8 protein-coding genes are annotated in these 12,151 nt (G+C 38.0%); 2 read left to right on the top strand and 6 right to left on the bottom strand.

Annotated elements, in window-relative coordinates; genetic code table 11:
• Positions 1-32: 32 nt before the first annotated feature.
• From JMN12_RS09000 to JMN12_RS08990, 3 genes are read right to left on the bottom strand one after another with little or no spacing between them, the layout of a single operon-like run.
• Positions 33-1,721, bottom strand: coding sequence for an MBOAT family O-acyltransferase (locus JMN12_RS09000; protein WP_203081284.1), 1,689 nt, complete (start codon positions 1,719-1,721; stop codon positions 33-35).
• Complete coding sequence (locus JMN12_RS08995; RefSeq protein WP_009414026.1) at positions 1,718-3,223, bottom strand: LysM peptidoglycan-binding domain-containing protein; 1,506 nt, start codon at positions 3,221-3,223, stop codon at positions 1,718-1,720. Before JMN12_RS08995 ends, JMN12_RS09000 begins: the two co-directional genes overlap by 4 nt.
• 43 nt (positions 3,224-3,266) lie before the next feature.
• Entirely contained in the window at positions 3,267-4,853 is a 1,587-nt protein-coding gene (locus JMN12_RS08990; protein ID WP_203138710.1) for a GDSL-type esterase/lipase family protein, read from the bottom strand.
• A 109-nt stretch (positions 4,854-4,962) separates the two neighbouring features.
• Between JMN12_RS08990 and JMN12_RS08985 the strand changes: the two genes are divergently transcribed.
• On the top strand, positions 4,963-5,883 hold the full coding sequence (locus JMN12_RS08985; protein ID WP_088595317.1) for a DnaJ C-terminal domain-containing protein: 921 nt from the start codon (positions 4,963-4,965) through the stop codon (positions 5,881-5,883).
• A 2-nt stretch (positions 5,884-5,885) separates the two neighbouring features.
• Positions 5,886-6,152, top strand: a complete 267-nt coding sequence (locus tag JMN12_RS08980; RefSeq protein WP_009414023.1) for a chaperone modulator CbpM — start codon at positions 5,886-5,888, stop codon at positions 6,150-6,152.
• Between the two features lie 7 nt (positions 6,153-6,159).
• Here the strand turns inward: JMN12_RS08980 and JMN12_RS08975 are convergent, their stop codons facing one another.
• From JMN12_RS08975 to JMN12_RS08965, 3 genes are read right to left on the bottom strand one after another with little or no spacing between them, the layout of a single operon-like run.
• A complete protein-coding gene (locus JMN12_RS08975; protein ID WP_238423860.1) occupies positions 6,160-8,127 on the bottom strand; it encodes a carboxypeptidase-like regulatory domain-containing protein in 1,968 nt (655 codons plus the stop codon).
• A complete protein-coding gene (locus JMN12_RS08970; RefSeq protein ID WP_203138709.1) occupies positions 8,099-9,241 on the bottom strand; it encodes a DUF1735 and LamG domain-containing protein in 1,143 nt (380 codons plus the stop codon). The genes JMN12_RS08975 and JMN12_RS08970 overlap by 29 nt, the downstream gene beginning before the upstream one ends.
• 12 nt (positions 9,242-9,253) lie before the next feature.
• Complete coding sequence (locus JMN12_RS08965; protein ID WP_203138708.1) at positions 9,254-12,127, bottom strand: SusC/RagA family TonB-linked outer membrane protein; 2,874 nt, start codon at positions 12,125-12,127, stop codon at positions 9,254-9,256.
• Positions 12,128-12,151 lie beyond the last annotated feature (24 nt).

The following is a 12,151-nucleotide window of genomic DNA, read 5'->3' as shown; positions in this document are numbered from 1 at the left end:
TTTCGGACAGGCTCTTTTTTTATTTTTCACCCTTAAAACTGGAAGTATATAAAAGGTTGTGCCCCACTGGAGGCAGTAGCATATACTACCCAGAAAGTGAGTGCTACTATCACTGCTTTGAAAAGTATAGGCATACTACCAAAGAAGTTCTTCAGTTGATCGTTCATATTTTGAGGGAAGAAATGCCATACAAAGCCTATTGCCATTAGTAAGAATACATTTCTATAACCCTCAATAATAGTTTGCCATTTGTGCCAATCGAATTGTAGTTCGGCAATATTATTCATCACTGTAAGGGCAATATCAAAGTCTTTTGCTCTGAAAAATATCCAACAGAAAGCCACAAAGTGAAAGGTAATTATCACAAATATTACATTGGCAGTGCTACTGAAGAAACCTTTCTTCTCATCTTCTTTTTTAGCAGGGAAAAAGTCCATAAAAGTTTTATGCACAGCCAAGGCAAGTCCGTGAAGAGCTCCCCAAATGATAAAACGCAAATTAGCCCCGTGCCATAATCCTCCTAAGAGCATTGTTGTCATTTGGTTGAAATGGCTACGTACTGATTTTTTTCTATCTTTGGCTACTACTATAGCTAATACAAATACTATTATCGCCCCTGCTACAATGTAAAGCGGTATAGGAGTGGTATCGTACATTTTTACTGCCCAAAATAGTGTAGCCCCAAAAAATAAAGTAGGGAAAAAGTAACCCCAGAAAGTACCTCGTCTGTTTCCTCCTACCGAGAAATACAAATAGTCTTTTAACCACGTTGAAAGTGAGATATGCCAACGTCGCCAAAATTCGGTAATATTTTTAGATTGATAAGGCGTACGGAAGTTTATAGGCAACGTAAAGCCCATCAGTAGGGCTAAGCCTATTGCCATATCCGAATAACCTGAAAAATCACAATAAATTTGCAATGAATAGCCGTAGACTGCCATTAAGTTTTCAAAAGGAGTATAACTATTGGGAGCCTCGAATACCCTATCTACAAAGTTTAGTGAAATATAATCGGAAATCACAGCTTTTTTGAGCAATCCTCCTATGATAAGAAAAAGAGCTAATGAGGTTTCTTCTTTAGTGAGAGTGAGCTTTTTGTATATTTGTGGAATAAAATCTTTTGCTCTTACAATAGGCCCTGCTACCAACTGAGGGAAGAAACACACGAAGAAAGCAAAGTCTAAAAAGCTCTTAGCAGGTTCTATCTCACGGCGATATACATCAATTGTGTAACTCATCGTCTGGAAAGTATAGAATGAGATACCCACTGGCAATATGATATCCATCAACGCAAAATTGCTTTGGAAAATAGCGTTAAAACTATCGATAAGGAAGTTCGTATATTTAAAATAGAACAATATCCCCAAATTGGTTATCATACTCACTGCCAAGAAGAATTTTCGAGCAGCAGGTTTTTGGGCTTTGTAAATCTGTCCAGCAAAAAAATAGTCTAATACCGAAGAGAGTATTAGTAGTACAAAGTAATTACCACCTGCTTTGTAATAAAAAAACAGTGAAAATAAGGTAACATATACCGTACGGAAATGGACGTGTTTTTTAGTGATGATATACACTAAATAAAACACCAAAAATAGCCCCAAAAACAGACTGCTATTAAATAGTAGAGGGTGATTGGGGTTATAGGTAAACCATTGTTTTACTTGTTCAGTTGTGAAGCTAAAATTATCGGTAAACCACTGGGCTAATGCTGCTGTATTCAATTTAAAATGGGTTTTAAAGAGTGTTTGGATTGTTTTTTGTAGTTTAAGTAATTACTCATAAAAGCATCGAAGAAAAGCTCACCTTGTTCTAAGTAACCATCTCTGGTATAATGTACGCGATCACCGGCGATAAGTTTTTGTTGTATAAATCTACTCATTGCTTCATTACCACCTAAGGCACGATAAAGGTCGAACACGCTATAATTATCCTTTACAGCGTTGTCTATCAGTGTATCGGCGTATTCTACGCACAATGAGGTGGTACTTTTTCTTCTATACAAAAAAGGAGGAGGAGTTGTGAGTATGATAGGGCAGTTGCCGTACTGAGTGCGTATAGTATTAATAAATTTCATCACCTCGGCATCGTATCTTTCGGGGGCAAGCCTACCATAAGCTTCATTAGTACCTAAGGAAATCACTATCAAATCGGGTTCGAGAGCACTTATCTGTTCAAAGAACAAATCGGATTTGTTGTAATCGGAAAAATGGGCTCCATTTACGCCTATTGTATGATAAATAATCCCTTTTTGGTCATTTTCGAGTACTATGCCATTAAGCGTAAACGAACTGCTTTCGGTATTAGGGGTTAAGTATATTTTATCAGAAACATTCAGATTGTCGTAAGCATAGTAGTTGTAAAGCGAATTGGCCTTGAGGATAGTTGCATTGCTCATATCCACTTTAGTTGCAGGGGCGGGAGCAGGTACAGTACCTGCAATTCCTTTAGCAGAAGCGATGTGTAACACCTGTCCTATACGGATATTACTCCCTTTCAAATGATTGTTTTTCTGCAATAGAGCTACCGTAGTGTGGTATTGTTTAGCAATGCCATAGAGGGTTTCGCCTTGAGTTACCTTATGTGAAATCATTTTAGGAACTGAAGGCTTTAAAGGAGCGGTTACCTTGCCTACATTGGTTGCCAACTCAAACTGACGTTGGTTTTTAGGGGTGATAATTTTAAGGGTATTAAAAGCGTAATCTTTATTTTTTAGGTTTAGTTCTATCACAAAATTTTTCTTATCGGTAGAAAGGGCATAGCCTGTGATTCCTGCCAATGGTGAAGATGTATTTTTCTGAGCTTCCCAAGAGATATTAGAAGTAAAACTCACATTGTGCCCACCGTTAGTACGAATAAGAGAGTATGGAAAGACCAAGCCTAATCCTGCATTGCCAAAACTTTCTTGCAAACGCTGTCTCATCACATTGGGCATCACATCGGCTTGGATGTGTGAGTCACCTATGTGGACGATATTCAGTTTGCGGTTTTTAGATTTTTCTAAAGTAGCCAATTTTTCAAAAAAAGGAGTTAGCACCGAAGTGTTGTACATATTGTTGTACTCTTTCGGAGCGTTGTTTTTGGCATAAACTGAGAGAGTATCTTTAGCAGCCAAAGGGGGGAAAACATTTTCTGCTGAGGTATAGTTAGCTCTTAAATAGAGTGTTACTCCCAATAGCATACAGCTCCCCATTATGATTTTCTTTACCAATTGTTTCTTTTTCATTATAATTGTGTCTTTTTAGTGTGTTATTAGTGTTTTTTTAGTATTACAGCTCGTACAAATCGGAGCTTTTAGGTTTTACTGAATCTTTATGTTGTGCTGCTGGTGCTTGTTGTACAGGATGTGCTGGTTGTTGTCGTGCTGGTTGTTGTCGTGCTGGTTGTTGTCGTGCTGGTGCCGCGGGCTGTACAGTACGTGTAGCTGTCGCAGTGATGCCAGTAGCAGTGGTTGTTGTGGTTGGTCGCACTTCTTGTATTTCTTTTATTTTTTCACCAAAAACATCGGCTTTCTGACTGTTATGTGGGTCTTTGTAATGTTCATATTCCTCCATCAATTTATTATACAACAAATGAGCAACCTTTTTAGCTCCTCTTGCATTGAAGTGAGTATAATCCTTGCTTGCAAGTGAAGGATTGGCTTCTACCCATTGTTTCATAGAACCTTTTCCTCCCATCAATTCGTATAAATTGATAAAACCAGAATGAGTATTACGCGCGTATTTGTGTTGCGCATTTGCCAAAGGTACTACCGCTTTATCAGTTTGCATTTCCATATTCACCTTAGTTGATTTATCAGCGGTTGAGATGATAAGAATAGAGGTATTAGGAAAACAAGCGCGTATTTGATTTACTACTTTGGTCATTCCCCTTTCGTACCACGAATAATCTAAAGTTCCATAGTTGAGCACATTAGCACCAAAGTGCAACACGATGAGGTCATATCCACCAAGTGCGTCATCAAATCGGTTCATCAAATCTACATTGAAAAGGGAAATAGGTAAACCTGAATTACCACGACTTGAAAAGTTATCAACATACACTCCTTGTCGTTCTCCTGAGCTTACTCCATAAATAGGAATACTATCTGATTTGTAAAAAGTAATGCGTACTGCTTTGGTGTTATGACCTTCAGTGAGAGGTAGGGCATTCAGTAGTTTATCGGTAGTTAGCGATTTTACCACCTTCACAGTATCATTATAGGTAATTTCAACTTTAGCTTCCTTGTTGCCCGATGAACCATAATAGAGTACAGGGGCATATAGTTGACTGATATGTTTTTGATTAGATGATTTATACTGCACCCAAGTGCCATTGCCTTGAGTAAAAAACACTTGTCCGCATACTCCAAAAGGACGTTTGGGGCGTTTTACATTCACATACGACTGTGTTTTCCAAGTATTAGAATAAGAATGCCATACACTTCCGCGAGATTTAGCCGACTCGGAAGCGATGGGCAAAAATCCAATTCCTTGTCCGCCAAAAGCATCTTGAAAGAGGGCTCTTAAATCCTGTACGATTAAGTCACCATCGGTCATTGAATCGCCGTAGTAGCCTATTCTTATCTTTCCCTTTTTAGTAGTTTCGAGTTCGTATAATTTTTTAAAAAAAGCAAAGAGATACTCATCGGATTTTTTCAATCTCTTAGCAGTAGCCATTGAATCGTTTGCCTGACTGAGCACTTTATCGATTTCCTTACCCGATATAGCTTCTAACATTAAGCTATCTACCACTACATTATCCATTGCTTTGACTTCAGGAAATATGCGTGCTGGCAAAAACTCCTTAAAGCCTATAAAGATGAGCGTAGCCAGCAAAACAATAAAAAACGATTGTTTAAAATATGATGTGTTCACAAAATGGTACTTAGTTTTCTTTCAGGGGGCAAAATTACAAAATAATTGTGAACTATGTATCACTATTGAAAAAAAAGTATTACTTTTGCGTACATTAATTTTAGTAAATATGATTGATTACTATAAAACATTAGGAGTAGAAAAAACTGCTACTCAAGAAGAAATAAAGAAAGCTTACCGCAAATTAGCGCGCAAATATCACCCTGATATGAACCCTAACGACAAGACGGCAGAGCAAAAATTCAAAGAAATTAACGAGGCTAATGAGGTGCTCAGTAATCCTGAAAACCGTGCTAAATACGACAAGTACGGAGAACATTGGCAATATGGCGAGGAGTACGAAAAAGCTCAACAACAGCAACGCGCTCGCGGTGGAGGCTTTGGCGGGTTCGGAGGTTTTGAAGGTTTTGAGGGCTTTAGCGGAGGCAATTACTCTAATGAAGATTATTCCGATTTCTTTAAAGATATGTTTGGCGGACGTGCGGGTGGCTTTGGCAGAGGTTATAGTAGCGCTTCAGGTAAATTCAAGGGGCAAGACCTCTATGCCGATATGTCCCTCCCTTTGCGCGAAGTGGCTACCACTCAGCAACGCACCTTTACAGTAAATGGCAAAAACATACGTATTACTGTGCCAGCAGGAGTATATGAAGGTTTACAAATCAAACTCAAAGGTCACGGACAAGAGGGCTATAACGGAGGTCCTAATGGCGATTTGTACATTACTTTCCACATAGAACCCGACGCTCAATTTGAACGCAATGGTAACGACCTGAAAACAACCGTAAATATTGACCTCTACACTGCTATGTTAGGCGGAGAGGTGCAAATAGATACTTTAAGTGGCAAGGTAAAAATGAAAGTAGCCCCTGAAACCCAAAACGGTACTACGGTGCGACTTAAAGGTAAAGGATTCCCCGTATATAAACAAAAAGACAGCTTTGGCGACCTCTTTGTTACTTACCAAGTGCAGTTGCCTAAGCACCTCACTGAGAAACAAAAAGAATTATTTGAACAACTTAAAAATTCATAGTTATGGAAGAGAGAATATCAAGAGAAGACATCGTTCGTTTATACAATATAGAAGTCACTTTTTTCGACGATTTAGCCTCCAGCGGGCTCATACAAACGGAGGTTATCAACAACACTACTTACCTTCATTATGACCAACTTTCTGATTTTGAACGCTTTACAAATTGGCATTACGACCTTGAAGTGAATATGGCAGGGTTGGAAATCATTCATCACTTGTTACAACAGATTGAAGAACTCAGAGGAGTAAAATTTGAATTAGCAAATTAACAAATTTTCAGAATTGCATTCTTACGCTCAAACCATAGCTTCTTACAAGTGGTAGTGAGGTATATTTTGGGTTATCAATATCATAAGTAGCTATTAACGACATACTAAGGTAATTCAAGCCTTTCATCTCAAATTTTCCCTTAAAATGATAAGTAAGGGCGGCTTCTTGCAAGCACACTTTCTTACCTGAGCGGGCTTTAAACAAGAAATTTAAATCAAAATCATTATAGTTCATTTTTCCGCGCCAACCTAATTGTGTATGAGGATAGGTAGCTGCAACAAGTTGGGTCTCCCAATAGAATCCTGGAGTTTTAGGGTAAGGATTGGGTTTTTCGCTAATGTAGCCTAAAACAAGTTCTACACCTTGTTTATTGATTTGATTGCGATAAAAAGTAACCCCAGCAGAGAGACAATCAAACAACCATTTAGTATCTAAACCTATCTCATAACACATAGAGCGTTCTGACTGCCAATCGTAAGGGTCTGTTATTGGGGTATAACCAGCACGCAATTTAGCATAACCTAATGTTCTTTCATTCATATCTAAAAATTGATGTAAGAGCATTGCTATACTTACTGAGGGAGTGAATAGGAGTTTATTATTGTCATAAATATGATTTAAATATTTTTCAGTACGTCCTGAAAGAGTAAGAAGCACTTTAGATTGCCAATCTACTTCGGTAATTGCAAAAGCAGCTTGGGTGTTACTCTCATCGTACAAAGCCCCTAAATGACTCTCTAAGTTAAAATTGGTTGAGAGTTTTTTACTATACCTAAAGATGATATCAGCGTATTGTTGTTTATAAGTGGAGTGTGCTGTAATAAGATTGTTATCCATACGAAAATGCCCAGTGAAGGATAAACCTCTACCTACTACATAATTTGCCTTAGTTAAAAACATATAGCGGTCTTTCATTTCAGTGTATTGATTGTGATAACCGCTTGGAGTGCGCTCATACTGATGGATATAATTAGCTGAAAGATCTATGTTCAATTTATCATTCAACAAAGAAGTTGCATTGTGTAAATAGCTATTATAGCGATTATAGGAGTCGTTAGGCACAATACTTGTTGATTCTAAAGAAGCTAAAGAAGCATATATTCTATTTTTTGCTCCTTTCTTAAAGTTTTGTCCTCCTGAAAAACTCACTGCATTTTGGTATACATATCCCGTTCTATAAATATCTTCTGAAGAAAGTGGTTTTAACAACTCGGCTGATGAAGAGAAATTGACATTCAGTTTCTTACTTATAGATTTTTTAGTGCGAATAAGTACTACTCCATTAGCTGCTGATGCTCCATAAATAGCCGCAGCTTGAGTACCTGACAAAACAGTAAGACTCCTTATATCCTCAGGGTTGAGATCAGAGGGATTGTCTATAGGTACCCCATCTACTATATAACGCACTTTGTTACCTCCTCTTATCTCTAAGGCTTCGTGTTGTAGCTGTACCCCTGCAATCCTACCTTCAAGACTATTGAGAAAATTCATCTGTTTTACTTCAGTAAGTTCTTGTTCTCCTATAGATTGTTGCGGGTAAGTAAACGTTTCTTCCTCTTTCCTTCGTTCGAGTGAAGTGTAGAAAAGTATGCTCATAGGTCCATAACAAACTGTTCCCACACTTTCTTCTAAAACAATTTTAAAGTGTTTTTTCTTAGCTTTACCTTCTATTTTTTTGTATTGTTTTTCATATCCCATAAAGGCAATTTCAAGTACATCACCTTCTTTTGCTTGGAGCTGAAATTTACCGTCTAAATCTGTCATCACCACTTGTGGAGGTTCTGTAGGTGGAGAAGTTTTTACAACTATTGGAACAAAAGAAATTGGATTTCTTTCTTTTGCATCTATCACACGCCCAGTGATATTTTTCACTTGGGCGTGTAAAGTTGCTCCTAATAGAAAAAGCAAAAGTAAGAATCGATACATATAGCTTTCAGTTTCATTGTCAATTTTCTGGTGGAAATCTATAACCATTGCCAGTAGCACTATCAAAAGAAGCTCCTGAGGGCAGGCTGATTATAGGCATTCCATAAGACGACCAATCCCAGAGCCCTGTTTCGTCGTCGGTTACCTCTTTGGTATTAAAATCTATTTTTTTGCCGTTGAGAGGCAAGTAAAGTTGTAAATCTTTGTTAGTAGGTAAAGTATGCCATAGGTTAGCTTTAAGTTCTTGTTGAGTAAGAGCTCTTCGCCAAAAGCGTAACTCTCTCAAGCACTGGTTACTACCTGCTATATAGAGGTTTCTAAGTTGTACAGCTCCTCCTTGTAACAATTGGGTAGCGACAGTTTTGCCATTTACAAAAGCACGTAAAGTGTTGCCATCATAAGTAAACGATAGAGCATACCATTTGTTTACTTGAGGAGCGAAAGCTGTTGTAGGAATTTCGAGAGCGGTAACGGTATTGAGTCGCACTTGTAATTGTCCGTTTTTAAACACTATTTCTAATGGTTTTGCTGTATTTTTATTGAGCCCTATGATAGGTACTTCACCAGTAAGACTTTCCACATACACTGTAGTTTCAAAACTCCACTGCTCAAAAACATTACTTGAAGAAAGAATTTCGGTAGAAGTTACCGAAGTTGTGCCCATTTTTAACACTTTACTATATCTGTTAGGACGAATCACCAACAGCAAATGTTCTTGCCCATCAATTGCTTGTATGCTTTTTCTATTCACAATTTGCAATGGGAGAGCATACACTTCATCATCATCGAAAATGAGATTTTTTATAGTAATTTTTATAGGAGTTTCTCTTTCACCTTTGCCAAAGACAATAATTTCATCAACTTTGTATTTATCAGCAGGCAACAATTTATAATTTACGCCATAGCGTTCATTATAATCAGCGAGATATTGCGCATCCCCTGTAAGGAGATCTGCAAATAGGTTTTTCTCAGCCGGATAGATGAGTTGAGCTTTTACGTTTTCTAAGTTGTTTTCTTGGTATTCTTGCACAAATACCTCTTGCGATTTATTGCCTACAAAATAAACCTTTTGGTCAATATTAGGATGAGCAATTTTTTCGGTAGTTTCATCTTTACAAGCTACTATTGAGAGCAAGCTGAGTATTAAAAATATTTTTTTCATCATTATAGAATTTTAGAATTGCATTTTTACATTTAATCCGTAACTTCTTACGGAAGGCAACATAAATTTATCATAACCGCTGCCATAAGTACCTACTGAAGGCACTATTTCGGGGTCGAATGGTGCTTTGTTATAGAGCATTAGCAGGTTGCTACCTACTAACGACACACTGAGATCTTTCAACCCTTTCACAATAAAACCTTCTCTAAAATGATAGGTAAGAGCAGCTTCTTGCAAGCGAATATTAGTAGCCGAATACTGATAATCGGTAGCAGTTCTATTAGCTACAAAAAGAACATAGTTAGCACCACGATTAGCTGCAGAGGCTTTAGAAACCCCATAACGATCAAAATAACGTTCCGTTTCTGAAAGAACTATTCCACCTAAACGCGCTTTGAACAAGAAATCTAAATCAAAATTCTTATAGCTCAATTTTCCTTTCCAGCCTAAGAGCCAATCAGGGTTTGTAGAGCCTAATTTATTGCCATTAGCATCGTATATATCGCCTATTTCACCTCCTTCACGCAAGGTGTACATACCATTGGTAATCTCACGAGGTAGGCTCAGTATCTTATTTTTATTAGTAGAAGCAATGATTTGAGTTTCACCTTTCAATGCTCTGTTATAAGTGTATCCAAGTGCTACTTCTACTCCTTGATTTTGTACCTCTCCCGCTTGTTGCCACAAAATGGGAACTAACTGATTGTTAGTACGGGTGTGATAGAATGTAGCATTCAATGAAAGATTGTTAAACCATCGGGTATCTAAACCTACTTCGTAAGAGGTGGTACGTTCTAATTGTAAATCAGCAGGGTAGTTAGGTAAAGTATACGAATCACCTATCCAAGCGCGAGAAGTTTCGGCAACGCCTAACCCCGCATAGCTCATAGGGGCGGCTACTTGGCTGTAACCTCCGCGCAATTTGGCATCTTTCAATATATCTTTATTTATATTTACATATAAGGGTATTGCTAATCCTATTGACGGACTGAAGACTGTACTTTCGCTTGTGTAAGGAAAATTGGATGGTTTATCAGCGCGACCTGAGAGAGTGAGGTATAATTTATTTTTCCAATCTATTTCAGCCATTGCAAAGAAAGCTGTATTGCTTCTTTTTCCCCATAACGGGTGAAAAATCGCCGTAGGAGCTGCAATATTGCTTTGAGTGAAATTGTTTACATTTGTCAGATTTCCTCTATAACCATCTACTTGAGTGTCATAGCCTTCATAAGAAGCTCCGAGGTGAGCATCTAAATCCAAACCTAAAACCGTTTTATTATAATGAACGATAACATCGGCATATTGTTGTTTAAAGGTTTCTTTCCAATGAGCATAATAACCGTTAGCAGCCGCATAAGCAGGAAGTGTGGAAGCATAACGCTTGTCGTCCATAGTAGAAGAAGTATTATCCATACGAAAACGAGCTGCCACTTCTAGATTATCCATAATTTTGTAGTTCGCTTTAGCTGAAAACATATAGCGATTTTTAGTAGCAGGACGCAAATTGCGATAGGCAATCCAATAAGGATTTTGGATATTTTCTCCTAAATTAGCAGGAGTATCAGGAGTTCCAGACCCCGCTATCCAATACTGTTTATCATAACCTGCTACAGCATCATAACGCTCAAAATAACGCTCTTGAGCAAATTGTTCACCTCTTGGATATAGATATAAACCTACTATAGGGTTGAAAGCGATGCCCGAAGCAACCTGATTGCGCTCATACTGACGGATATAGTTACCTGAAAGATCTATATTCAACTTATTTTTTAACAGAGAAGTGCTATTTTGCAAATAAGCGTTGTAACGGTTATATACGCTATTAGGCACTATCCCTCCTGATTGCAAAGAAGCTACTGAAGCATACGTTTTATTATTGCCACCTTCAAAATTAAATCCACCTGAAACATTTAGTGAATTTTGGTATAGGTGACCTGTTCTATAAAAATCATTGATATTAAAATCAGTACCCTTAGGTAAGGCGCGAGTAGAGAGAGAAGTGTATTGTCCTAAGTCATTGCCATAAGTTTCTTGGAACTCAGGTTTTGTTAGTTTATTTACAAATTCTACTGAGGAAGACAAGTTAATATTGAGTTGATTGTCATTAGCCTTCTTAGTGCGAATGAGCAGTACCCCATTAGCAGCCGATGCTCCATAGAGGGCAGTGGCTTGTGCCCCTTGTAGTACTACGACCTCTGCAATGTCTTCAGGATTGAGGTCGGATATACCTTCGCTGGTATCTCTGCCACTGCCTCCAAGCCCTCTTTCAGCTTGGTTAGCTATAGGCATTCCATCCACCACATAAAGCACGTTGTTATCACCAAAAAGCGAGCGAGCCCCGCGCATCGTAGCTTTAGTAGCCCCACCTATACCCGTAGCACTACGCTGGATATGCAAGCCTGCAACCCTGCCATCAAGGCTATTCACAAAATTTGCTTGCTTGACTTGAGTGAGGTCTTTGCTTGATACAGCTTGTTGTAGATAGGTTAAACGATATGGGACTTTTTGGATCCCCAAAGCCATAGTTTTTGGAGGAATAGTAATAAAAGGGAGGATACAAAGGCCTATTTTTTCCTCTTTTAAAACCACCCTAAAATTGATAGTTTTATTTTTACCCTCTACTTTTCTTCTTTGGGTTTCATAGCCTAAAAAACTAAACTCAAGTATATCACCTACTCTAGCTTTGAGTTCAAATTTACCATCAATATCTGTAGAAACACTTTTAGGATTTTTTGATGAATTTGTGTTTTTAATAATTACTTCAACTGATGGTAGAGGCTCATTGTTCTCATCGAAAACTTCCCCTGTAATAGTTTTCATTTGAGCTTGGAGGGCTCCTGAAGTTAGGAGCAACAAGGTTAAAAGAAGTTGTATTTTCTGTTTCATAGCGATATATTTATAAATATACCC

This window comes from Capnocytophaga genosp. AHN8471 (assembly GCF_016806945.1).
Lineage (GTDB): Bacteria > Bacteroidota > Bacteroidia > Flavobacteriales > Flavobacteriaceae > Capnocytophaga > Capnocytophaga periodontitidis.
The sequence above is the reverse complement of the archived record's forward strand: the minus strand, read 5'-3'. Positions and strand labels throughout refer to the sequence as shown.

Excerpts from the sequence above, each read along its gene's own strand:
- JMN12_RS08975 (WP_238423860.1), bottom strand. The coding sequence starts at position 8,127 with ATGGTTATAGATTTCCACCAGAAAATTGACAATGAAACTGAAAGCTAT.
- JMN12_RS08970 (WP_203138709.1), bottom strand. The coding sequence starts at position 9,241 with ATGAAAAAAATATTTTTAATACTCAGCTTGCTCTCAATAGTAGCTTGT.
- JMN12_RS08965 (WP_203138708.1), bottom strand. The coding sequence starts at position 12,127 with ATGAAACAGAAAATACAACTTCTTTTAACCTTGTTGCTCCTAACTTCA.
- JMN12_RS08985 (WP_088595317.1), top strand. The coding sequence starts at position 4,963 with ATGATTGATTACTATAAAACATTAGGAGTAGAAAAAACTGCTACTCAA.
- JMN12_RS08995 (WP_009414026.1), bottom strand. The coding sequence starts at position 3,223 with ATGAAAAAGAAACAATTGGTAAAGAAAATCATAATGGGGAGCTGTATG.
- JMN12_RS08980 (WP_009414023.1), top strand. The coding sequence starts at position 5,886 with ATGGAAGAGAGAATATCAAGAGAAGACATCGTTCGTTTATACAATATA.